21 protein-coding genes are annotated in these 23,903 nt (G+C 62.1%); 14 read left to right on the top strand and 7 right to left on the bottom strand.

The window, feature by feature from the left end; translation table 11 throughout:
- Position 1 precedes the first annotated feature (1 nt).
- Positions 2-3,511, bottom strand: coding sequence for a response regulator (locus tag ACIPO9_RS09980; protein WP_400780579.1), 3,510 nt, complete (start codon positions 3,509-3,511; stop codon positions 2-4).
- Between the two features lie 272 nt (positions 3,512-3,783).
- Between ACIPO9_RS09980 and ACIPO9_RS09975 the strand changes: the two genes are divergently transcribed.
- From ACIPO9_RS09975 to ACIPO9_RS09915, 13 genes are all read left to right on the top strand, one after another.
- On the top strand, positions 3,784-4,146 hold the full coding sequence (locus ACIPO9_RS09975) for a response regulator (RefSeq protein ID WP_274133361.1): 363 nt from the start codon (positions 3,784-3,786) through the stop codon (positions 4,144-4,146).
- Entirely contained in the window at positions 4,136-5,440 is a 1,305-nt protein-coding gene (locus tag ACIPO9_RS09970; RefSeq protein ID WP_400780577.1) for a glycosyltransferase, read from the top strand. The genes ACIPO9_RS09975 and ACIPO9_RS09970 overlap by 11 nt, the downstream gene beginning before the upstream one ends.
- A 189-nt stretch (positions 5,441-5,629) precedes the next feature.
- Positions 5,630-5,950 (top strand): helix-turn-helix domain-containing protein, encoded by a 321-nt coding sequence (locus ACIPO9_RS09965; RefSeq protein WP_400780574.1) that lies wholly within the window; start codon positions 5,630-5,632, stop codon positions 5,948-5,950.
- 73 nt (positions 5,951-6,023) lie between these two features.
- Positions 6,024-6,929 carry an AraC family transcriptional regulator gene (locus ACIPO9_RS09960; RefSeq protein WP_400780571.1) on the top strand — a complete coding sequence of 302 codons (906 nt, stop codon included), beginning with the start codon at positions 6,024-6,026 and terminating at the stop codon, positions 6,927-6,929.
- A 377-nt stretch (positions 6,930-7,306) separates the two neighbouring features.
- Entirely contained in the window at positions 7,307-8,620 is a 1,314-nt protein-coding gene (locus ACIPO9_RS09955) for a sugar ABC transporter substrate-binding protein (RefSeq protein WP_274133365.1), read from the top strand.
- Between the two features lie 78 nt (positions 8,621-8,698).
- The gene (locus ACIPO9_RS09950; RefSeq protein WP_274133367.1) at positions 8,699-9,631 is read left to right on the top strand and encodes a carbohydrate ABC transporter permease; all 933 of its coding nucleotides are present in this window, start codon (positions 8,699-8,701) and stop codon (positions 9,629-9,631) included.
- A gap of 10 nt (positions 9,632-9,641) precedes the next feature.
- Entirely contained in the window at positions 9,642-10,475 is an 834-nt protein-coding gene (locus ACIPO9_RS09945; RefSeq protein WP_274133369.1) for a carbohydrate ABC transporter permease, read from the top strand.
- Between the two features lie 147 nt (positions 10,476-10,622).
- Positions 10,623-11,726, top strand: a complete 1,104-nt coding sequence (locus ACIPO9_RS09940) for an ABC transporter ATP-binding protein (protein WP_400780568.1) — start codon at positions 10,623-10,625, stop codon at positions 11,724-11,726.
- A 32-nt stretch (positions 11,727-11,758) separates the two neighbouring features.
- Positions 11,759-13,258, top strand: coding sequence for a mannitol dehydrogenase family protein (locus tag ACIPO9_RS09935; RefSeq protein ID WP_400780566.1), 1,500 nt, complete (start codon positions 11,759-11,761; stop codon positions 13,256-13,258).
- 7 nt (positions 13,259-13,265) lie between these two features.
- Positions 13,266-14,747: a xylulokinase gene (gene xylB / locus ACIPO9_RS09930; RefSeq protein WP_400780563.1), complete on the top strand. Its 1,482-nt coding sequence runs from the start codon at positions 13,266-13,268 to the stop codon at positions 14,745-14,747.
- Between the two features lie 22 nt (positions 14,748-14,769).
- Complete coding sequence (locus ACIPO9_RS09925; protein ID WP_400780561.1) at positions 14,770-15,705, top strand: carbohydrate kinase; 936 nt, start codon at positions 14,770-14,772, stop codon at positions 15,703-15,705.
- 95 nt (positions 15,706-15,800) lie between these two features.
- Positions 15,801-15,998, top strand: a complete 198-nt coding sequence (locus ACIPO9_RS09920; protein WP_400610438.1) for a type II toxin-antitoxin system HicA family toxin — start codon at positions 15,801-15,803, stop codon at positions 15,996-15,998.
- Between the two features lie 20 nt (positions 15,999-16,018).
- Entirely contained in the window at positions 16,019-16,423 is a 405-nt protein-coding gene (locus ACIPO9_RS09915; protein WP_400780559.1) for a type II toxin-antitoxin system HicB family antitoxin, read from the top strand.
- A 99-nt stretch (positions 16,424-16,522) separates the two neighbouring features.
- Here the strand turns inward: ACIPO9_RS09915 and ACIPO9_RS09910 are convergent, their stop codons facing one another.
- The 6 genes from ACIPO9_RS09910 to ACIPO9_RS09885 all read right to left on the bottom strand — a co-directional run bounded on the left by ACIPO9_RS09910 (position 16,523) and on the right by ACIPO9_RS09885 (position 22,540).
- A complete protein-coding gene (locus ACIPO9_RS09910; RefSeq protein WP_274133378.1) occupies positions 16,523-17,140 on the bottom strand; it encodes a hypothetical protein in 618 nt (205 codons plus the stop codon).
- A gap of 176 nt (positions 17,141-17,316) precedes the next feature.
- Positions 17,317-18,345 (bottom strand): alpha/beta fold hydrolase, encoded by a 1,029-nt coding sequence (locus ACIPO9_RS09905; RefSeq protein ID WP_400780556.1) that lies wholly within the window; start codon positions 18,343-18,345, stop codon positions 17,317-17,319.
- Positions 18,346-18,498: 153 nt separating this feature from the next.
- Positions 18,499-18,858 carry a winged helix-turn-helix transcriptional regulator gene (locus ACIPO9_RS09900; protein ID WP_400780554.1) on the bottom strand — a complete coding sequence of 120 codons (360 nt, stop codon included), beginning with the start codon at positions 18,856-18,858 and terminating at the stop codon, positions 18,499-18,501.
- Between the two features lie 76 nt (positions 18,859-18,934).
- Positions 18,935-19,966: a histone deacetylase family protein gene (locus ACIPO9_RS09895; RefSeq protein ID WP_400780552.1), complete on the bottom strand. Its 1,032-nt coding sequence runs from the start codon at positions 19,964-19,966 to the stop codon at positions 18,935-18,937.
- Entirely contained in the window at positions 19,966-21,207 is a 1,242-nt protein-coding gene (locus ACIPO9_RS09890) for a Zn-dependent hydrolase (RefSeq protein WP_400610445.1), read from the bottom strand. The genes ACIPO9_RS09895 and ACIPO9_RS09890 overlap by 1 nt, the downstream gene beginning before the upstream one ends.
- 28 nt (positions 21,208-21,235) lie before the next feature.
- Positions 21,236-22,540 carry an MFS transporter gene (locus ACIPO9_RS09885; protein ID WP_400610447.1) on the bottom strand — a complete coding sequence of 435 codons (1,305 nt, stop codon included), beginning with the start codon at positions 22,538-22,540 and terminating at the stop codon, positions 21,236-21,238.
- Positions 22,541-22,703: 163 nt separating this feature from the next.
- Here ACIPO9_RS09885 and ACIPO9_RS09880 point away from each other — a divergent pair, with 163 nt between their 5' ends.
- Positions 22,704-23,648 (top strand): LysR family transcriptional regulator, encoded by a 945-nt coding sequence (locus ACIPO9_RS09880; RefSeq protein ID WP_274133384.1) that lies wholly within the window; start codon positions 22,704-22,706, stop codon positions 23,646-23,648.
- Positions 23,649-23,903 lie beyond the last annotated feature (255 nt).

The raw sequence follows: 23,903 nt of genomic DNA, 5'->3' as shown, positions 1-23,903 counted from the left end.
TTCAGATACGTTCCATTTTTGGCAACCACACACGAATCAGCGAGAACAGCCGGTCCAGGTCGATGGGTTTGGCCAGGTAGTCATTGGAGCCTGCTGCCAGGCAGCGCTCCTGATCGTCCTTCATGGCCTTGGCGGTGACGGCGATGATCGGCAGTTTGCGCCAGCGCGGGTCCTTGCGGATTTCAATGGTGGCTTCGTAACCGTCCATTTCCGGCATCATCACGTCCATCAGCACCAGGTCGATGTCATCAACCGCCTTGAGCCTTTCGATGGCCTCAAGGCCGTTGCGGCCGACCTCGACCACGGCGCCCTTGTGCTCCAGCGCGCTGGTCAGGGCGAAGATGTTGCGCACGTCGTCGTCCACCACCAGAATCTTGCGCCCCTCGAACACGCGGTCGCGGCTGCGGGCGGTCTTGAGCATTTTCTGGCGCTCGTTGGACAACTGCGATTCGACCTTGTGCAGGAACAGCGTCACCTCGTCGAGCAGGCGCTCCGGTGAGCGCGCGCCCTTGATGATGATGGTGCGCGAATACTTGAGCAGCTCGGCCTCTTCCTCGCGGGTCAGGTTGCGACCGGTGTACACGATGACCGGCGGGAACGAGCAGATCTCGTCGGTGGACATGCGTTTGAGCAGGTCATTGCCGAGCATGTCCGGCAGTTTCAGGTCGATGATCATGCAGTCGTAGGCGTTTTCGCGCAGCAGCTCAAGGGCGTCCTGAGCGAAGCCCACGGCAGTGATTTCGATGTCATCGTCGCCGATCAGCCGGGCAATGCTGTCGCGTTGCAGGGCATCGTCCTCCACCAGCAGGATGCGCTTGACCTTCTGTGTGAGCTTGGCTTCGAGACGTGCGAAGACGTCTTTCAACTCTTCACGGGTGGTCGGCTTGACCGCGTAGCCAATGGCGCCCATTTGCAGCGCCGCTTCCTGGCGATCCTCGACGGAAATCACGTGCACCGGAATGTGCCGGGTGCTTGGCATTTCCTTCAGGCGCTGCAGGACCGTCAGCCCGGAATGGTCAGGCAGGCGCATGTCCAGCAGGATGGCATCCGGCATGAAGGCCGACGCCAGCTCGAAGCCCTCGTCGGCGGCATGGGCCACCAGGCAGTGATAGCCCAGCTCGTGGGCCAGGTCGTAGAGGATATGGGCAAAACGCACCTCGTCCTCGATCACCAGAATGCAGCGCTTGGTGAACGGCACCTTGTCACGGTCATCGGCAAAGCGCGGGATCGGCTCGGCGTCCGGCGCGGCAGTGGCAACAACCTGCGCTTCGCGCGCAGGAGCAGCCGGCGCGGGAGCCGGCGCCGATGCCACAGGTGCAGTCTGCGCAGGCAGCGGCGTGGCGTCCTCGGCATACTGCTCAGGCATGACCAGGGTAAACACGCTGCCCTGCCCCGGCGTACTGGTGACGGAAATCGAACCGCCCAGCAGATGGGCAAGGTCACGGGAAATCGAAAGGCCCAGGCCCGTGCCGCCGAAACGCCGGTTGGTGGTGCCGTCGGCCTGGTGGAAGGCCTCGAAAATGATCTGCTGTTGATGCTCGGCGATGCCGATGCCCGAATCGCGCACGGTGAAGGCAATGCCCCCGCCCGGCTGGCCCGACACCGTCAGGCTGACGGCGCCGGTGTCGGTGAACTTGACGGCGTTGGACAGCAGGTTCTTGAGCACCTGCTCCAGACGCTGGCGGTCGGTGTACAGCGCCACCGGGGCGCCCGGCTGGACCTCCACCGAGAACTGCAGGTGCTTGTCGGCGGCCAGCGGTTCGAAGGTCATGCGCAGGCTGTCGACCAGGCGGCTGATGCTGGCGTTTTCCGGGCGTACGTCCAGCTTGCCGGCCTCGACCTTGGCGATGTCGAGAATGTCATTGATCAGATTCAGCAGGTCGTTGCCGGCCGAGTAGATCGACTCGGCGAACACCACCTGTTCGTTGGTGAGGTTTTCCTGCGGGTTCTCCGCCAGCAACTTGGCCAGGATCAACGAGCTGTTGAGCGGCGTGCGCAGCTCGTGGGACATGTTGGCGAGGAATTCGGACTTGTACTTGCTCGAACGCTGAAGCTCGTCGGCACGGGCCTGGAGTTCGACCTGGGCGATGCTCAGCTCCTCGTTGTTGCGATCCAGCGCATCACGCTGGTCGGCCAGCGCCCGGCTCTGTTCGGCCAGTTGCTCATTGGTCTGCTCAAGCTCCACCTGCTGGGTTTCCAGATGGGCCTGGGACTCCTTGAGGATCCGCGACTGCTCTTCGAGCTCTTCGTTGGCGGTGCGCAGTTCTTCCTGCTGGACCTGCAATTCTTCGTTGAGCTGCTGGGTTTCGGCCAGCACTTCCTGAAGACGTTGACGGTAGCGCGCCGCCTCGATCGAGGTGCCGACGTTTTCGGCCACCAGTTTCAGGAACTCGAGGTCGCGCGGCGTCAGCTCGCGCAGGAAGCCCAACTCCACCACACCATTGACCTGGTCATCGTTGCGGGTCGGGACCACGGCGACGCTGCGGGGCGAGCCTTCCCCCAGGCCGGACGTGACCTTGAAGTAATCGGGCGGGAGGTCGTCCAGGGTGATGATCTGGTTCTGCTCGGCGGCCTTGCCGACCATGCCTTCGCCGCTGAAGATCGACTGTTCCTGGAGTTCCTGCTGGCGGGAGAAACCATAGGAGGCAACGCGCAACAGCCCGCCGTGCTCCTGGCGAACGTAAACCGCCGCGACCACCGCGCCCAGGTAATGGGCAAAGAAATGCAGCACGTTGCGCCCCAGCAGGTTCAGGGTCAGTTGCCCGATGACCTGTTCGGCCAGCTCGCTCTGCCCGTTGCGCAGCCAGGCCACGTGGGCCAGGCGCTCGGCATCTTCCTGTTGGGCCTTGAAGTAAGCGGCGTAACTTTGCGAGAGCGCCGACATGTCGCGGCGCCCGACCCAGGCCAGCACCCCGCTGACCAGCAGGATGAAGGCGATGTACACCGATACGGTCCAGATCGTAGTGCGCGTCACGTCGGCGTTGCGGCTAAGACGCAACTGATGCTCCACCGCTTCGGCCTGGTCGTACTGCTCGCGAATTTCGTCGGTCAGGCGCTTGCCCTTGCGCGTCTGCACGGCGGTGATGTAATCGCCGTTGTTGCGCCGCAGGTCAATCATCTCCTGGGCGAAGTCATTCCAGGTGTTCTGCAGGGCGGCCAGGCGCTTGAGGCGGTCGACCTGATCCGGGTTGTCCGCCACCAGCTCTTCGAGCCCGATCAATTCTGCCGTGATCCCTGGTTTGGCGACTTCGTAGGGATCCAGGAAGCGCTCGTCGCCGGTCAGCAGGTAACCGCGCATGCCGGTTTCCATGTCAATCGACAGTTTGAGCGAGCGGTTGATGTTGTTGATGACCCGGTCGGTGTGCTCCACCCACTGGATGGCAGACAGCAGGTAGCTGATCAGGACGACGAAGAACACCGCACTCAGTACGCCGACCCCCAAGGGTAGACCGACGTTACGGCTCAACAGCTTGCGAAAACGTTGCTCATCGACTGCAGAGGTTTGGATCATCGCAAAAGGCCCGGGCAAATTCGTCTAAACGACGGAGTGTGCCGCAATCGTCGGCAAAAAACTCCAGTTTCTGACACACAAGGTAGAACATTCCCACCTTCGGTCAGGCGCAAAAGTATGACTACTATACGTTTGAATGATTTTATCTCGCCACTACACTCAATTGAATTGTGTTGTTGACGCTCAGAACTTGTCACAATCGCTGGCCCAATTGTTTAGCAGATCGGGCATCAATCGCCCGGTCCGGCGCCCTCATGCTCAAGGAAATTTTCATGTCCGACCCAGCCAGCACGATCCTGGTGGTTGAAGATGACAGCATCGTCCGCATGCTGATCGTCGACGTTCTCGAAGAGCTCGAGTTCAATGTGCTCGAGGCCGCCGATGGCGGCGAAGCCCTGGCGTTTCTGCAAGACCAGACCAAGGCCATCGACCTGCTGATGACCGACCAGGGCCTGCCCGACATGCCGGGCACTGACCTGGCGCGCAAAGCGGCCGACCTGCGCCCTGCCCTGCCGATCCTGTTTGCCAGCGGCTACGCGGAAAACATCGACACTCCGCCAGGCACCCACCTGATCGGCAAACCCTTTTCCATCGACCAGTTGCGCGACAAAGTGAACAGCATCCTTGGCCAGTGACTCTCCCTCCCGGACCCGCCACACCCACGTCCTGATCATCGGCTACGTGTGGCCCGAACCTCGCTCGTCGGCGGCCAGCGGGCATGTCATGCAATTGATCGACTGTTTTCTCGCGCAAGGCTGGCAGATTACCTTCGCCAGCCCCGCCACCGAAGGCGAGCACAAGGCCGACCTTGCGGCACTGGGCATCACCGAAGTGGCGATCAAGCTCAATGACAGCAGCTTCGACACCTTCATCAGCGATCTTCAGCCTGATGTCGTGCTGTTCGATCAATACGTGATGCAGGAACAGTTCGGCTGGCGAGTGGAGACCCACTGCCCCAATGCCGTGCGGGTACTGGAAACCTCCGACCTGCAGAGCATGCGTCACACCCGCCACCAACTGGTCAAGGATCTGCTGCAAGGCAAGCCGGATGCCGAGCTGAACGATTACTTCGCGATGTCACGGGACAACCTGTTCTCGCACATGGCCGGGACCGACATCGCCCAGCGGGAAATCGCCGCCATCTACCGCAGCGACCTGAGCCTGATGGTCTCGGACATGGAGATCGAGCTTCTGACGCGGCAATTCGGCATGTCCGAGTCTTTGCTGCTCTGGGCCCCGCTGCTGGTGCACGATGTACCAAGCCAGGGCAAGCCGTTCGATGAGCGCGCGCACTTCCTGACCATCGGCAACTTTCGCCACGCGCCCAACTGGGACGCCGTGCTCTGGCTGAAAAACGCAATCTGGCCACTGATCCGCCAGCAATTGCCGACGGCCCAGGTGCACGTCTACGGTGCCTACACCCCGCCCAAGGCCACCGCGCTGCATAACGCCGCCCAGGGTTTCCACATCATGAACTGGGCCGAAGATGCGTTCCAGGTGATGTCCGCAGCCAGGGTGTCACTGGCGCCGATCCGTTTCGGTGCCGGCATCAAGGGCAAGATCATGGACGCCATGGCCTGCGGCACGCCAAGCGTCACCACGCCGATCGGCGCCGAAGCCATGTACGGCGACCTGCCATTCCCCGGTGCCATCGCCACCGACGCCCAGGGCCTGGCCGACGCAGCCGTACGCCTGTATCAGGACCAGACCCTGTGGGAACAGGCGCAACGCGCAGGCTGGCGAGTGCTCGACGAGCGATTCCGCTTCCAGCGCCACTGCGCAACGCTGATCGAGCGCATCGAACAGATCCGCGACAACCTGCAGGCCCACCGCACCGCCAACTTCACCGGCGCCATGCTGCGCCACCATCAGCACAAGAGCACGCAGTACATGGCGCAGTGGATCGAGGCGAAGAATCGCACCCACTGAGCCCGTCAGCAGGTCTGAAACACTCGCCCTTGCATCACGTAACAGTTCCCCAATGGCACTCATGACCCCAGCCCCGGATAGTCACCGTCCTGGGCTGTCGTTGTGACCGCGACAGGTTGACTTGATACCCATATAGGTATAATTCAATCATAATCATGGCCGCGCAATCCCATTGGGAAGGACTGAAACATGACTGAAATCGAACACGGCAGCGGCAATATCTACGCCGACCTGGGCCTGCCCGACGCAGGCGAAATGCTGGTCAAGGCCCAACTGGCGGCGAAGATCGGCAGTATCCTCAAGGCCAGGCACCTGACCCAGGCGCAGGCCGCCGAAAACCTCGGGATGCCGCAGCCCAAAGTGTCGGGGATGCTCCGGGGGCAGTTTCGCGGAATCAGTGAAACGAAAATGATCGACTGTCTGGCCCGTCTGGGCCGTGATGTGCAGATCGTGGTGAAGGCGGCGCCACGCTCACGCAAGGAAGGTCGGGTCCAGGTGGTGTTCGTTTGAGAACCCGACTGTTCTCGATCCTGTAAATGGTGCACATTAAGGCCTTGGCAATTCCCGGACTCCCGGCACCCGCATGACCAAAACAACAAGAGTCACCGACCCTTCCTATGAGCTGATGGACGACCACAACGGTCTGTCGATCATCTACCGCGAGCATGGCTTTCCCTGCCCGCTGGTGCGCTGGCACTTCCACAAGGAGTACGAGCTGCACCTGATCGTGGCCAGTTCCGGCAAGGTGTTCGTCGGGGACTACATCGGCAACTTCTACCCGGAGACGCTGTTTCTGACCGGCCCCAACCTGCCGCATAACTGGATCAGCCAGGTGGAGGAGGATGAGGTGGTGCCCAAGCGGGACATGCTGGTCAACTTCACCGAGGAGTTGCTGGAAAGCGGCAACCAGGTGTTCGCCGAACTCAAGACCCTCGCCCCGTTGCTGGAGCGTGCGCAGTACGGCATCGAATTTCGCTGCAAGCACACGATTCGCCAGGCCATGAAATTGATGCAAAAAATTGCAGACTCCAACGGCATGACCCGCCTGGGGCACTTCTTCATTCTGCTGGAACTGCTGGCGGCCAGTGATGATTTCCAGTTGCTGTCGGGCACCACCGCTTCGCAACTCTCGGACGACCATGCCGTGGAGCGCACCAACAAGGCGGTGGACTACATCTTCACCCACTACGCCCGCGAGCTGAGCCTTGAAGAAGTGGCGGACTATCTGGGGATGAAGCCCACCTATTTCTCCCGCGTGTTCAAGCAGGCTACCGGCCGCACCTTCGTCGAATTCGTCAACCGGCTGCGTATCAGCAAGTCATGCGAATTGCTGGCCGACGGCGACAAACCGGTGACCGATGTCTGCTTCGAGTCCGGGTTCAACAACATTTCCAACTTCAACCGGCGCTTCCAGCAGCTCAAGGGCATGACCCCCTCCCACTATCGGCGCCTGGCCGTGCAGCGCCTGACCGAGCAAAACCTGTACTGATTCGCTTCACTACAGGCCCTCCCCTGAATACGCTTATCCCGTAGCAGCACGGCTTGCCGGCGGGAGCGATTCTGATGACGCCCCCGCCGGCAAGCCGGACTGCTACGGGTGCCAACGCCTGTGCCAGAGCGGTTCCCAACGTGGCGGGCTGGCGCTGATCGTCTACGCTGGAACTGCGTCGCATTCTGCCGAATCGAAGTTCGGGCGCGTTCTCGCCTGAACTCCGAGTGCAAGAAAGTATCAGTTCAAGTGTGCCGCAGGATTTGTCATAGGTCCCGCGCAACGTTGTAATCAACGGACATTCTTCCTGGTCTTTGGAAGGAACAAAAACAATAACCAAGCTTCTGTCGCCTCCCGGCGAAGAAGAGGAGAGATACATGAAGACCTCTGCAAAAGTTCTCCTTGCTGGCACCTGTCTCACTCTCAGCACCCTTGCCGCGGCAGGCGACGTGACCATCGCCACCGTCAACAACAGCGACATGATCCGCATGCAGCGGCTGTCGAAAACCTTCGAAGAACAACACCCGGACATCAAGCTCAAGTGGGTCGTGCTCGAAGAGAACGTCCTGCGTCAGCGCCTGACCACCGACATCGCCACCAAGGGCGGCCAGTTCGACGTGCTGACCATCGGCATGTACGAAGCCTCTCTCTGGGGTGCCAAGGGCTGGCTGAAGGAAATGAACGACCTGCCCGCTTCCTACGCACTGGACGACGTTTTCCCTTCTGTACGCGACGGTCTGTCGGTTGATGGCAAGCTCTTCGCCCTGCCGTTCTACGCAGAAAGCTCGATCACCTACTACCGCAAGGACCTGTTCAAGGCGGCCGGCCTGACCATGCCGGAGCGTCCGACCTGGACACAGATTTCCGAGTTCGCCGACAAACTCACTGACAAATCGAAAGAACAGTACGGCATCTGCCTGCGCGGCAAGGCCGGCTGGGGCGAGAACATGGCGCTGATCACCACCGTCGCCAACTCCTTCGGCGCGCGCTGGTTCGATGAACAGTGGAAGCCGCAATTCGACCAGCCTGAGTGGAAAAATGCGCTGACCTTCTACACCAACGTGATGAAGAAAGACGGCCCTCCCGGCGCGTCCAGCAACGGTTTCAACGAGAACCTGGCGCTGTTCAACAGCGGCAAGTGCGCCATCTGGGTCGACGCCAGCGTCGCCGGCTCCTTCGTCACCGACAAATCCCAGAGCAAGGTGGCCGACGACGTAGGCTTCACCTACGCGCCGCATGAAGTCACCGACAAAGGCTCGGCGTGGCTGTACTCCTGGGCCCTGGCGATTCCGACCAGCGCCAAGAACGACAAGGACGCGCGCGCCTTCACCGAGTGGGCGACCTCCAAAGAGTACGCAGCCCTGGTTGCCGAGAAAGACGGCGTGTCCAACGTACCGCCAGGCACTCGCGCTTCGACCTACACCGACGCCTACAAGAAAGCCGCGCCGTTCGCCGACATCACCCTGGAATCGCTCAAGGCCGTGACGCCGAAAGCACCGACGTTGAAGCCCGTGCCGTACGTGGGCATCCAGCTGGTGACCATCCCCGAGTTCCAGTCGATCGGCACCTCGGTGGGCCAGCAGTTCTCTGCGGCACTGGTCGGCACCTCTTCGGTCGATCAGGCACTGACCAACGCGCAAAGCGTTTCCGAGCGTGAGATGAAGCGCGCGGGCTACCCGAAAAAGGGTTGATCCCCGCCGTTTCCAGGCAGCAGTCGGCGTCCTGCCGCTGCTGCCCCGCTCAGGCTTTTGCTCAGGTTCGGAGTCACCATGAACACCTCAACCATTCCCCCTCGTGCGGCTTCGGTCGACGAAAAAGACCATAAAAAAGGCAGCGTGACCAAACCCGGCTGGTTTCTGGTCAGCCCTTCGGTGCTGTTGCTGCTGGTCTGGATGATCGTCCCGCTGGGCATGACCATCTACTTCTCGCTGATTCGCTACAACCTGCTCAATCCCGGCGAGAACGAATTCGTCGGACTTGAGAACTTCGAATTCTTCGTCACCGATTCGGGGTTTTTCCCAGGCGCCATGAACACCCTGCTGCTGGTCGGCAGCGTGCTGGCCATCAGCGTGATCCTCGGTGTGCTGATTTCCGCCCTGCTGGAGGCCAGTGAATTTCTTGGCCGCGGCATCGTGCGCGTGTTGCTGATTTCGCCGTTCTTCATCATGCCCACCGTCAGTGCGCTGATCTGGAAGAACCTGATTTTCCACCCGGTGTCCGGCATCCTCGCCTCGGTCTGGAAGCTGTTCGGCGCCCAGCCTATCGACTGGTTGGCCAACTACCCGATGCTGTCGATCATCATTATCGTGTCCTGGCAGTGGCTGCCGTTCGCGATCCTGATCCTGATGACCGCCATGCAGTCCCTGGACCAGGAGCAGAAGGAAGCTGCGCGGCTGGATGGCGCAGGCCCTATCGCGATCTTCTGGCACCTGACCCTGCCGCACCTGGCGCGGCCAATCGCCGTGGTGGTGATGATCGAGACGATCTTCCTGCTCTCGGTATTCGCGGAAATCTTCACCACCACCAACGGTGGCCCGGGCTTCGCATCGACCAACCTGGCGTACTTGATCTACAACCAGGCGCTGTTGCAGTTCGACGTGGGCATGGCCTCGGCCGGCGGCTTGATTGCCGTGGTCATCGCCAATATTGCCGCCATCATCCTGATCCGGATGATCGGCAAAAACCTCACCGACAAGTCCTGAGGGCCCGATCATGATGACGCTCAAACAATCCCGACGCCTGCAAAGCGTGTTGCTCGGTGGCCTGTCGTGGCTGATCGCGGCGCTGATTTTCTTCCCGATCTTCTGGATGGTGCTGACCAGCTTCAAGACCGAGATCGACGCGTTCGCCACGCCGCCGCAGTTCATTTTCACCCCGACGCTGGAAAACTACCTGCACATCCAGGAACGCAGCGATTACTTCCACTTCGCCTGGAACTCGATCCTGATTTCCTTCAGCGCGACGATCCTCTGCCTGCTGATCGCAGTCCCGGCAGCCTACTCCATGGCCTTCTTCGAGACCAAACGCACCAAGAGCACGCTGCTGTGGATGCTCTCGACCAAGATGCTGCCGCCGGTGGGCGTGCTGATGCCGATCTACCTGCTGGCCAAGACCTTTGGCCTGCTGGACTCGCGCATCGCGCTGATCGTGATCTACACGCTGATCAACCTGCCGATCGTGGTCTGGATGATTTACACCTACTTCAAGGACATCCCCGGAGAAATCCTCGAAGCCTCGCGGCTGGACGGCGCCACCACGCGCCAGGAAATCTTCAGGGTGCTGATTCCGATCTGCAAGGGCGGACTGGCGTCCACCGCGCTGCTGTCATTGATCCTGTGCTGGAACGAGGCGTTCTGGTCGCTGAACCTGACCTCCTCCAACGCAGCGCCTCTGACTGCGCTGATCGCTTCGTATTCGAGTCCCGAGGGGCTGTTCTGGGCCAAGTTGTCGGCGGTGTCGACCCTGGCCTGTGCGCCGATCCTGATCTTTGGCTGGATCAGCCAGAAACAACTGGTGCGCGGCCTGTCGTTTGGTGCTGTGAAATAAATCGAGCATAGCGATCCCCATGCTGTAGGAGCGCGCTTGCCCGCGATTGCGTTTTGCCAATCACCTCATGCGTTGCTGAACCAACGCAATCGCGGGCAAGCGCGCTCCCACAACTGATGTATTTGAAGAATAAGACTGGAGCCCCACATGGCTAACCTGACAATCAGAAATCTGCAAAAAGGCTTCGACGGCCACCAGATCATCAAAGGCATCGATCTGGACGTCAAAGACCGTGAATTCGTGGTCTTCGTCGGCCCGTCCGGCTGCGGCAAATCCACCCTGCTGCGCCTGATCGCAGGCCTCGAAGACGTCACCAGCGGCAGCATCGAACTCGATGGCCGCGAGATCACCCAGGTCACCCCGGCCAAACGCGACCTGGCCATGGTGTTCCAGACCTACGCCCTGTACCCGCACATGACCGTGGGCAAGAACCTGTCTTTCGCCCTGGACCTGGCCGGTACGCCCAAGGCCGAAGTCGAGAAGAAAGTCGCCGAAGCTGCACGCATTCTGGAACTGGGCCCGCTGCTGGAACGCAAACCCAAGCAGTTGTCCGGCGGTCAGCGCCAGCGCGTGGCCATCGGCCGCGCCATCGTGCGCAACCCGAAGATCTTCCTGTTCGACGAACCGCTGTCCAACCTCGACGCCGCCCTTCGCGTACAGACCCGCCTTGAGCTGTCGCGGCTGCACAAGGAGCTGGAAGCGACCATGATCTACGTCACCCACGATCAGGTCGAAGCCATGACCCTGGCCGACAAGGTGGTGGTGCTCAATGGCGGACGCGTCGAGCAGGTCGGCTCGCCCCTTGAGCTGTATCACCACCCGGCCAACCTGTTCGTGGCAGGCTTCCTGGGCACGCCAAAAATGGGTTTTCTCAAGGGCAAGGTCAGCGGCGTGGCGTCCACGGGTTGCGAAGTCACCCTCGATGCGGGCACCAAAATCAACCTGCCTTTCACCAACGCCCAGCAGAGCGTCGGCGATGCCGTGACCCTGGGCATCCGCCCGGAGCATCTGGAACTGGCCCAGCCCGGCGACTGCCAGTTGCAGGTGGTGGCGGACGTCAGCGAGCGCCTGGGCAGCGATACCTACTGCCACGTGCGCACCCAGTCCGGCGAAGCCCTGACCATGCGGATTCGCGGCGACCTGGCCAGCCAGTACGGCGAAACCCTGAACCTGCACCTGGACAGCGCCCATTGCCACCTGTTCGACGCACAGGGCCAGGTCATTCGTAAAGCCTTGCAGGCCGCTGCCTGAGCAGGCGGCCTCACAGAATCGGGAATGCAGTCATGAAACTGAACAAACAGAACCTGTCGAATCTGGGCGACGGCATCAAATTGCCCGCCTACACCCTCGAAGAGCGCCGCCAAGGCATCGCCCACATCGGTGTCGGCGGTTTTCACCGTGCGCATCAGGCGTTCTACACCGACGCGCTCATGAACAAAGGAGAGGGCCTGGACTGGGCCATCTGTGGCGTCAGCCTGCGTGAAGAAGACCGTGCCAATTTCGAAGCCTTGAAGGGCCAGGACTTCCTCTACACCCTGTTCGAACTGGGTGACACCCCGGACACCGAAACCCGCATCATCGGTGCCATGAGCCAGATGCTGATGTCCACCGACAACGACCTGCTGCTGATCGACAAACTGGCCAGCCCCGAGATCAGGATCGTCTCGCTGACGATCACCGAAGGCGGCTATTGCATCGACGACAGCACCGGCGAGTTCATGAGCCACCTGCCGCAGATCCAGCACGACCTGGCGCACCCCGCCACGCCGAAAACCGTGTTCGGCTACCTGTGCGCCGCGCTGGCCAAACGCCGCGCCCAAGGCACGCCGGCGTTCACCCTGATGTCCTGCGATAACCTGCCGCACAACGGCGCCGTCACCCGAAAGGCGCTGCTGGCCTTCGCCAAGTTGCGCGACGCCGAGCTGCACGACTGGATCGCCGCCAACGTCAGCTTCCCCAATGCCATGGTCGACCGCATCACGCCGATGACCAGCACCGCCCACCGCCTGCAATTGCACGACGCCAAGGGCATCGACGACGCCTGGCCGGTGGTCTGCGAGCCCTTCGTGCAATGGGTGCTGGAAGACAAGTTCGTCAACGGCCGCCCGGCCTGGGAAAAGGTCGGTGTACAGTTCACCGACGACGTCACCCCCTACGAAGAAATGAAGATCAAGCTGCTCAACGGCAGCCACCTGGCCCTGACCTACCTGGGCGCGCTCAAGGGCTATCGCTTCGTTCACGAGACCATGAACGATCCGCTGTTCGTCGACTACATCCGCACCTACATGGACCTGGATGTCACCCCACAACTGGCGCCGGTGCCGGGCATCGACCTGACTGAGTACAAGCAGACGCTGATCGACCGCTTCTCCAACCAGGCCATTGCCGACCAACTGGAGCGCGTGTGCTCGGACGGCTCGTCGAAATTTCCGAAATTCACCGTGCCGACCATCAATCGCCTGATCGTCGACAGCGGCAACATGGACCGCGCCTCCCTGGTGGTCGCGGCCTGGGCGCTGTACCTGCAAGGCAATCGCAACGGCGACTTCAAGGGCGAGAATGGCGTCGAGTACAAGGTGGTCGATCCACGCGCCGAATTCTGCAAGGCGCTGGTGGCCGATGACGTGCTCATCACTCAGCGCCTGCTGGAAGTGGAAGAAATCTTCGGCGCGGCGATTCCGAAATCAGCCGAATTCGTGGCATCGTTCGAACACAACCTGAACAGCCTCAAGCAATTGGGCGTCAGCAAAACCCTGGAAAACCTGTTGGCGAAAGCCGTCTGAGGTGGACATGTTTCTCGGCATCGATTGCGGCACCCAAGGCACCAAGGCGATTGTCCTGGATGCCGTCAGTGGCAAGGTTCTGGGCGAAGGCTCAGGCGCACATCATATGATCAGCGGCGCCAACGGGCGTCGCGAGCAGGATGTGCAGGAATGGCTCACGGCATTCGAGCAGGCGACCGCAGCGGCACTGGCGCAGGCCGGTGTGTCCGGTGCCGAGATTCAGGGCATCGGCGTGTCGGGCCAGCAACATGGCCTGGTGATGATCGACGAGCTGGGCCACGTGCTGCGCCCGGCCAAGCTGTGGTGTGACACCGAGTCGGCGCCCGAGAACGATCGCCTGCTGCAGTACCTGGGCGGCGAAGCGGGCTCGCTGGAGCGCCTGGGCATCGCCATCGCGCCGGGCTACACCGTGTCGAAACTGCTGTGGAGCAAGGAGCAGTTCCCTGAACTGTTCGCCCGCATCGACAAGATCCTGCTGCCCCACGACTTCCTCAATTACTGGCTGACCGGGCGCTGCTGCAGTGAATTCGGCGACTCGTCCGGCACCGGTTACTTCAATGTACGCACCCGTGAATGGGACCTCGACATCCTCAACCACATCGACCCGACGGGGCGACTGGTCAAGGCCTTGCCCGAGTTGCTTGAAGCCCATGAACCGGTGGGCAGGATTCTCCCTGCCATCGCCGAACGCCTGGGCCTGAACCCTGACGTCATCGTTTCCAGCGGCGGCGGCGACAACATGATGGGCGCCATCGGCACCGGCAACATCGCACCGGGCTCGATCACCATGAGCCTGGGCTCGTCCGGCACCGTCTACGCTTTCGCCAGTGAGGCGAACGTCAGCGCGCAGCCTTCGGTGGCGACCTTCTGTTCATCGTCCGGCGGCTGGCTGCCGCTGATCTGCACCATGAACCTGACCAACGCCACCAGCGCCATTCGCGAGCTGTTCGCGCTGGACATCGGTGCGTTCAACGCCGCCATCGCCTCCTCGCCCATCGGCGCGCAGGGTGTGTTGATGCTGCCGTTTCTCAACGGCGAACGCGTGCCCGCCCTGCCCCACGCCACCGGCAGCATCCTGGGGCTGGACAGCACCAACCTGAATCAGGCCAACTTGTGCCGCGCCGTGGTCGAGGGCACCACCTTCGGCCTGCGTTACGGCCTGGATCTGCTGCGCGACAGTGGCATCAAGAGCGCCAACATCCGGCTGATCGGCGGTGGCGCGAAAAGCGCGATCTGGCGGCAGATCGTTGCCGACATCATGGACACCCCGGTGATCTGCACCACCGGCACCGAAGCGGCTGCCCTGGGCGCGGCGATTCAGGCGGCCTGGTGTCACTCCCATGCCAGTGGCGGAAATGAATCGCTGCAGGCCCTGAGCGAGCGCTGCGTCAGCCTCGACCCGCAGAGCGAAACCCGCCCGGTGGCCGAGCACGTGGCGGCCTATCAACAGGTTTATCAGCACTACCGCAATCAATTGCAGGGTATTTGACAGAAACCCTTACGGAGCACCTATGTATCTGGTCTGTGGCGAAGCACTGTTCGACTTTTTCAGTCAGCCGGACGGCGCACAACTCAACAAAATCGGTTATCAGGCCATTGCCGGCGGCTCGCCGTTCAACGTCGCCGTAGGCCTGCGCAGGCTTGGGGTGGATGCCGGTTTCTTCGCCGGGATTTCCACCGACTACCTGGGCAAGCGCCTGGCGACGGTGCTGGAAGAAGAAGGCGTGCGCGATGACTTTCTGATTCACTTCGATGCACCGACCACCCTGTCGATGGTCGCGGTGGGCGCTGACGGCTCGCCACAGTACAGCTTCCGTGGCGAAGGCTGCGCCGACCGCCTGCTGACGGTGGATCATCTGCCGACCCTGGATGCCAGCGTGCGCGGCCTGCACGTCGGTTCGTTCTCGCTGGTGGTGCAACCGGTCGCCGACGCGCTGCTGGCCCTGGTGCAACGGGAAAGCGGCAAACGCCTGATCACCTTCGACCCCAACGTACGCCTGAACCCGGCGCCGAGTATGGATTTGTGGCGCAGCCAGGTGGCGAAGTTTGCCGAGCACGCACACATCATCAAGGTCAGCGATGAAGATCTGCACCTGCTCTACCCTGACAGCGACGCCGAAACCGTCGCCAAAGGCTGGCTGCAACACAATTGCCAGCTGGTGATCATGACCCGAGGCCGCCAAGGCGCCACGGTCTTCACCCGTGAGCACGGCCACTGGTCAGTGCCGGCCCGCGAGGTGAAAACCGCTGACACCGTGGGTGCCGGCGACACCTTCCAGGCAGCGCTGATTACCTTCCTCACCGAACGCGAACTCGACAACCCGGCCAGCTTGCCTGGTCTCGACCGCCAGACCTTGACCCAGATGCTCGAATTCGCCGTCGCCGCCGCTGCGGTGACCTGCACGCGCGTGGGACCGGATTTGCCGTATCGGGATCAGGTGGTTTGAAAGGTAATTTATACCTCTGGATACATCTTCCCGCTTGATCTACCATCAGCCTCTGCCCACCATCAGCGCCCTTGTACATCAAAGGGATGTTGGTGGTGAACAGCAGAGAACTGATAGCAGAACTTGAAGCGGCGGGATGGACGCTGCAGCGGATTCGAGGAAGTCATCACATCTTCACGCATCCGCGCAGCGCCTACTCAATCCCGGTACCGCATCCCAAGAAGGACCTACCTTTGGGAACCGTAAAAAGCATCAGGAGGCGCGCATGGCTAATCCCACCCGAGCAGGCCTGATTCTTTCGCAGGAGCACACTATGCAATATCCCATCGCCATCGAATGGGGCGACGAGACCACCGCGATCGGTATTCAGATTCCGGACATTCCGGGTGCGGTGACAGCAGGCGACAGCTTCGAGGACGCCTACAACGCTGCCATCGAGATTGCCCACATCATGCTCGAAGAACTCGTGACCAGCGGGCAATCGGTGCCTATGCCGACCTCTGCCAGGAACCATCACGATCACCCCGACTACGCAGGTATGGGTTGGGGAATGCTGGAGGTCGACATCACGCCGTATCTGGGCAAGACCGAAAAGGTCAACGTCACCCTGCCCGGTTTCGTCATCCAGCGTATCGATCGTTATGTGCGGGATCACAATATCAAGAGTCGGTCATCGTTCCTGGCCGATGCAGCACTTGAAAAACTGACGCGCCTTTAATCGCCCACGCGCAACGTTCAGCCTGAAGATCCAGTCACAAAAAAAAAGGGGCAGCCGGTCAACACCGCTGCCCCTTCTTCATTGACACCGCACATCACCTCAGGCCATTTCCGCCTTGGCCATGGCGATTTTCGTCTTCACCTCTTGCTCGGCGATTTGCTGCTCGGATTTCTGTTTCTGCAGATCCGCGACTTTCTTGTCCACCGCCGCCTGCTGCTCCGGCGTCATGTTGTCGTACTCTTCCTTGGACACACCGGTCAGTTGCTGGCGCACTTTCTCGGCATCGCTCTGGTTCATGTAGGCCAGGAACTGATCCTTCGCCGACTGGCCGACGGTCGATCCTGCGTCACTGTCGCTGACCTTGGCGATGTCTTTCTCCACCGTCTCGGTCACGCTGTCAGACGCCGCTACCTGCTTGTCACTGCTGGCAGAGAACGCCGCGGCAGCCGCTGCCTTGTCGTCATCTGTCACCTGTGCGGTGGTATTGGCCATGGCCGCCTTGAGGTTCACCATCATTTTGGCGAAGGACTCGTCATAGCCCTGTTTGTCTTCGGTACTGCTCTGGGTGGAGCTGTCGGTACTGCCCGCGATAGCGGCGACCGGCGCCGAGGCACCTGCCATTGCGCTGGTGTACGCATCCTTGTCCGTTGTGTCGAAATGCGTGTGGGTCACGGCTTTGGACACAAAGTGCTGGATGGCATTGTTGCCAATGATCATCTTTCACCTCCTTCATTCAGGTTCGATGCATCGTCGAGAACAGCAAAAGCAATGCCATAACCTGAAACATTTCCTGTAGGCCGCGTCCTACAAGGCTTTGACGCCCCTGCCCGTTCCCGCAGCCCAAGGCAGCAGCGGCCCGCCCTTGCCGCCAACGGCAGCCGCTGGCCGCCTGTTCACTTGAGAAAGGTCTTGAGCGCCTCATCGACCTTGCCCATCTCGCACACCGGCGCCATGTGCCCGCAGTCGTTGTCGAGCACCAGCAGTTGCGCACGCTTCTGTCGGCCCAGCGCCTTGGACGGCGCGGGATCCACCAGCCGATCCTGCTCGGAGGTGACGATCAGCATCCGCGCCTTGATCTTGCTCGCCAGGGTGGCCATGTCGCCATCACGCACCAGATCGAAGGTGGTCATGGCCTGCAGTTGCCGATACCAGTCCACCGCATTGAAGCTCTGGCTGGTCTGAGTGCCGTGCAGCCGATCCTCGGTGGCACGCTTGCCGGCCACGGTCCTGGCGGCCTGATGCTCGGGGGTCCACAGGGATTCGGTGTGCAGGGCGGCAAGGTTCTTGAACGGCGTGCCCGGTGCGTAGTTGCCGCCGTTCCAGCCAGGGTTGCGCTCGATGGCGTTCATTTCGGCCTTCCACACTTGCAGGTCGCGGGCGGTGGGTTGCGGCGTGCCGACGATGGTCACGATCTTGCTCGCGTAATCGGGGTACATTACCGCCCATTGCAGGGCCTGCATGCCGCCCATGGAAATGCCGACGATGGCGTGTGCATGATCGATGCCCAGGGTCAGCGCCAGCAGGCGATGCTGGGCCTTGACCATGTCGCGGATGCCGAACTCGGGAAACTTGAGCCGTGGATGGGTCTTGCTGTTGGAGGGTGAACAGGACACCCCGTTGCCCACCGCGTCCAGCGCCACCACGTACCAGCGGTCGGTGTCGATCAGCTTGCCGGGGCCGATCAGGTCGATCTGGTCGGCGGTGCGCCCGGTCAGCCAGGTGGGCACCAGCACCACATTGGATTGATCGGCGGCCAGGGTGCCGTAGGTTCGATACCCCAGCGAGCATTGCTTGATCTTGCCGCCCACCATGTTCAGCGAGCCGATGCTCGCCAGTTGCTGCTCGGCGGCCACGGCCACGCACGCACTGCTCATGGCCAGCAACGCACACAGCGTCTGGCCCGCATATCGATACAGGTTCATGGTCTTCCCCCAGAAGATCAGACTTCAGTTCTGCGGCCGAGGAAAACCATGTACGTCACGGAACATGCCGTCGTGCTGCAGGCTGAGCGTAGACGCTGGGTCGAGCGGCGTTGAACCAGGGGATGAAATGCCTGTTGTGACCAACGCGGCCGCCTACTGCGGCGGGCCCTGTTCCTGCAGGCGCAGGCCCCAGTCGCGAAGGGACGCCACCACCGGGCCGACTTCACGGCCCTTGGCCGTCAGCAGGTATTCCAGGCGCGGCGGGTGCTGTTCGTAGAGGCGCCGCTCGATCAGACCGTTGGCCTCCAGCGACTTGAGCCGGGTCGACAGTGTGCTCGGCGCACAGCCCTTGAGGGAATCCTGCAGATCCTGGAAGCGGCGACTGGGATTGCGCAGCAGGTCGCGCAGGATGAGGATCACCCAGCGCTCACCGATCACCTCGAGCGCGGTGATGACCGGGCAGAAGGCGTAGGTGGGGAAAGCTTCTGGTCGTTCGGGCTTGGATTCGGACATGTGCGCGAGTCTAGCAAGGGGTGGCAGGGCTGGAAAGCGGACTCAACCGCCTCTGTCCCGCCCCCCCTTCAGCCGGTCAATCCACCAGACGCCACGCCTTCGCGCTGTCGAAGAACGCCGTGGCGTTGCTCTCCAGGGTTTCCAGATGGTAGCCGCCCTCCTGCACGATCACGCAGGGCAACCCCAGGCTGCGGATCCGCTCACCCAGCCTGGCAAAGCCTTCGCGGGTCACGGCCACCTTGCTCTGTGGGTCCAGCTCATAGATGTCGAAGCCCAGGGACAACACCAGTGCGTCAGCCTGAAAATCCTTCACGGCAGCCAGTGACTGCTCCAGCTTGTCCATGAACAGCGCTTCGCTGGCGCCATGGGGCATCGGCAGGTTGAGGTTGAACCCCTCGCCCTCGCCTTCGCCACGTTCATCGTCGAAACCGGCGACACCCGGATAGAAGTTGGTTGGATCGCCGTGAATCGACACGTAGAGCACATCGTTGCGGGTGTAGAAGATTTCCTGAATACCCTGGCCGTGGTGCATGTCGGTGTCGAGCACGGCCACGCGATGGAAGCGCTCGCGCAGCACCTGAGCCGCCACGGCAGCGTTGTTCACGTAACAGAAGCCACCGGCGGCTTCTGCGCGGGCGTGGTGCCCCGGCGGCCGGCACAGCGCATAGGCAGCCGGCTCACCATCGACAATGGCCTTGGCCGCAGCCACTGCGCTTTGCGCCGACCAGTACGCCGAGCGCCAGGTCAGCTCGCCCACCGGGCAGCTGCCGTCAGCCAGGTAGCGCCCGGCCTGGGCCAGTATTCCGCGCAAGGCGTTGGGCTCACGCACGAAGATGTTGGACATGACCTCATCGCCCCAGTCTTCAGGCACTTCCTTCCAGCGCAGCCAGGCCTCCTCGAGAAACGCCAGATACGGCGCGCCATGCACGGCCAGCAATGGGTCGAGACCGAAATCCGTCGGTTGCTCGATGGCAAAACCCAGTGCCTTGGCGGCTTTCAGCAGATTCTGCGCACGCTCGGGGACTTCCTGCGGCGTGCGCATCTGGCCCCGGGAGTAGTAGCTGCGAGGGTGGTGCAAGAGTTGTTCAGGATGGAAAAAGCTGCGCATCACAGGTCTCCTTGATCGACTTGCCCGGCGCGGGTCAGCACGGCGTTGAGCAATACATCGCTGCCCTGGCGAACGTCATCGGGCAACGCGTCTTCGGCTTCGTTGTGGCTCAGGCCACCTACGCAGGGGATGAAAATCATCGCGGTCGGACAGAACCGTGCGAGGTGAATCGCATCGTGCCCGGCACCACTGACGATGCGCTGCTGGTCGTATCCGAGCCCATCGACCGCCTGCTGCACCGCCGCCACGCACTCGCCATCGAACGGCGTGGCAGGGCTGATCCAGTGCGGGTCGATGCTCACGCTCAGGCCACGCTGCGTGCCGATCTCCTGCAACCGCTGACGCACCTGCTGCTCCATTGCGTCGATGGCCTCGTCGCGGTGGTGACGCAGGTCCACGGTGAAATTCACCAGGCCCGGGATGGTGTTGCGCGAGGACTTGGCGATGCTCAGTTCGCCCACCGTGGTCAGGCCTTCAGGGGCGAAATCCCCGGCCAGTTCTTCCAGCGCCTGAATCATCCGGGCGGCGCCGTACAGGGCGTCCTTGCGCAGCTTCATCGGTGTGGTGCCGGCATGAGCGGCCATGCCCTCGACGCGTACGTCCAGCCAGCGAATGGCCTGCCCGCCGGTGACCACGCCGATGCTCTTGCCGTTGTCCTCAAGGATCGGGCCCTGCTCGATGTGCGCCTCGAAGTACGCATCCACCGCACCGCCCAACGGGCGCTCGCCGTCATAGCCGGTGCTGGCCAACGCCTGAGCGACGCTGACGCCTTCGGCATCCGTGGATGCCAGGCCTTTTTCCAGCGACAGGCTGCCGGTGAACACCGCCGAGCCGAGCATGGCCGGGGTGAAGCGCGCGCCCTCCTCGTTGGTCCAGACCGCAACTTCCAGCGGTTTGCGGGTCTGGATGTTCAGGTCGTTGAGGCGACGAATCACCTCAAGCCCGGCCAGCACGCCGTACACGCCGTCGAAGCGGCCACCTTCGGGTTGGGTGTCCAGATGGCTGCCCATCATCACCGGTGCAGCCTCGGGATCGGTGCCTGCGCGGCGGGCAAACAGGTTGCCGATGCGATCGACGCTCAGGGTCAGCCCGGCTTCGCGGCACCAGTGGGCGAACAGTTCGCGTCCGGCCTTGTCTTCTTCGCTCAGGGCCAGCCGGCAGCTGCCACCGCGAGCCGTGGCACCGATTTCGGCCATGGCCATGAGGCTTTGCCAGAGGCGCTCGCCATTGATTTTCAACATCGTCAGACTCCTTGAATCGTAGAGCGGATCACGCCATTTCCAGGCGATGGGCCGTGGCGTGGCGGCGCGAGAGGGCCAGCACGCAGACCAGCGACAGTGCGGCGATCAGGCTGTAGAACACTGCCATCGGCCACCACTGACCGGTGTATTGGTGGGCCAGCCAGGTGCCGATCAGCGGCGTCAGGCCACCGGCGATGGCGCCGCACACCTGATAGGCAAGGGAGATCGCGGTGTAGCGCACGCGGGTTTCGAACATGCCGCTGACGTACCCGGCGATCACCGCATAGAACGACGCCATGCACACCACCGCCAGGGCGATGCCGGCAATGATCAACGGCGCCTGGGCGGTGCTGACCAGCACGAACATCGGGTATGGCGAGGCCATGGCCAGCACGGTCATGATGCACAGGAAACGCGTGGCGCCGATCTTCTCGGCCACCCAGGCGGCCACCGGCTGGATGCAGAACTGGATGATCGCCACGAAGAACAGGCACTCCAGGATCAGCGAACGCGGCAGGCCCAGTTGTTGGGTGCTGTAGGCGATCATGAAGGTGTTGGTGAAATACACCCCGGCGATGCCCAGGGTATTGGCGCCGATGCACAGCAGCAGTGGGCGCCATGAGGTTTTCAGCACCTCGAGCACCGGGGCCTGCTCCTTGCGCACGGCCTTGGCGCGCTGGTCCTTCTCGGCGAGAAACTCGGGGGATTCGCTCACCCCCAGACGGATCGCCAGCCCCACGACCAGCAGCAAGGCGCTGGCCAGGAACGGCAGGCGCCAGCCCCAGCTCATCAGGTCGGCCTCGGGCAGCCGGGTCACGGCGCTGAACGCCAGCAGCGACAGAATCAGGCCCGCCGGGCTGCCCAGTTGGGCGAAGGATGCAAAGAAATTGCGGCGGCCCTTGGGCGCGTGTTCACCGGCCATCAAGACCGCACCGCCCCATTCGCCGCCGACCGCAATGCCCTGCACCACTCGCAGCAGAATCAACAGCACTGGCGCGGCGGTGCCGATCTGCGCGTAGGTCGGCAGCAGGCCGATGCAGACGGTGACCACGCCCATCATCACCAGGGTGATGACCAGCGACTTCTTGCGGCCGATCCGGTCGCCGATATGGCCGAACACCACGCCACCCAGCGGCCGGGCGAAGAAGCCCACGGCGAAGGTGCCGAATGCCGCCATGGTGCTGAAGAGTTTGTCGTCGGAGGGAAAGAACAGCTGGCCGAACACCAGCGCGGCGGCGGTGGCATAGATGTAAAAGTCGTACCACTCGATCATGGTGCCGATGAAGGCGGCAGCCGCCGCGCGGCGTGGCTGGGGCGAAGCGATGGGCTTCATGGATCAGGCTCCTTTGGGTTTGTTTTTCTGGCAGGAGAAAGCAGTCGCATGTGCGCTCTCATGGCGCTTTGTGTGAGGTGATTTTTCGGCTCGGGGCTATGATTAGTCAATTTTCTATTTATTATTCGAATTATAAATTTCGCTTATTATCGAGCCCTGCCCTGTGTCCGACCTTCGCCGCGACGTGCACCCTTTGCTCAACGACCGCCTGGACTGGAACCTGCTGCGCACCTTTCGGGTGATCGGTCAGGAACGCAGCATCAGCCGCGCCGCCGCCCGCCTGCACCTGACGCAGCCAGCCATCAGCCAGGCCCTCAAGCGACTGGAAGAGCAACTGGGCTGCCAACTGATTGCCCGGCGCGGGCCGCGTTTCGACCTCACCGAGGCCGGGGAACAGATTTTCGCCATTGCCGGCGAGATGTATGGGCAGGTTTCGCAACTGAGCAGCGCGCTGCAACAGCCGGGAGACGAGGTAATCGGCAAGGTACGGTTGCTGATGATCAGCCGGATCGTCTCCGAACGCTTCGACCGTTTTCTTGCCGACTTCCATCGCGAACACCCCAGGGTCGACCTGGAAATCGATGTGATGCGCAGCTCCGACATCGTCGCTGCCTTGCTGGAGAAGACCGCGTCCCTGGGGCTGAGCCTCAACCGTCGGCCACAGCCAAGGCTGGAGCAACGGCTGTTCCTGCGTCAGCGCTACGGGTTCTATTGCGGCAGGCACCACGCCTTGTTCGGCCGGGACAGGCTCAACGAGAGCGACCTGCAATCGGAGAATTTCGTGAGTTTTACCAGCGACCAGATCGGCGGAATGCTCTCGCCGCTGACCATTTTCCGCGACCAGCAGGGCTTCAGCGGCCGCATCGTCGCCTCATCGCCCAGCCTTGAAGAAGTGCGCCGGTTGGTGATCGCAGGTTATGGCCTGGGCTGCCTGCCCGAGCACGTGGTGGCCGAGGATGAAAGAAACGGCCTGCTGTGGCGCCTGCCGCCCCATGAGGGAATCGCCGACGTGGACATTCACCTGCTGTGGAACCGCGAACAGAAAATGAGCCGCGCCGAAAGCGTGTTCATCGAGAGCCTCGGCCAGCGTTTGCAGGAAGCCCCGTAGCAGTCCGGCTCCCGGCGTCAGCGGTCTCAAGGCCGCCCCGCCGGCAAGCCGTGCTGCTACGGGACCGGTGGTGACCACAATTGTGAGGGCCGCACCGATAGCTGTGGGAGCGGGCGTGCCCGCGAAGGCGCCGGGCCTGACGCCTCGGGGATGCCTGAGCCACCGCTTTCGCGGGCAAGCCCGCTTGTATGGTAGGACTCGAAGGGGTGGGTGGGACCAAAAGCCAGCTTCTGACTGTTAGCCGCAGTACAGACC

This window comes from Pseudomonas sp. NPDC090203, from assembly GCF_044746765.1.
Classification (GTDB): Bacteria; Pseudomonadota; Gammaproteobacteria; order Pseudomonadales; family Pseudomonadaceae; genus Aquipseudomonas; species Aquipseudomonas putida_AD.
The sequence above is the reverse complement of the archived record's forward strand: the minus strand, read 5'-3'. Positions and strand labels throughout refer to the sequence as shown.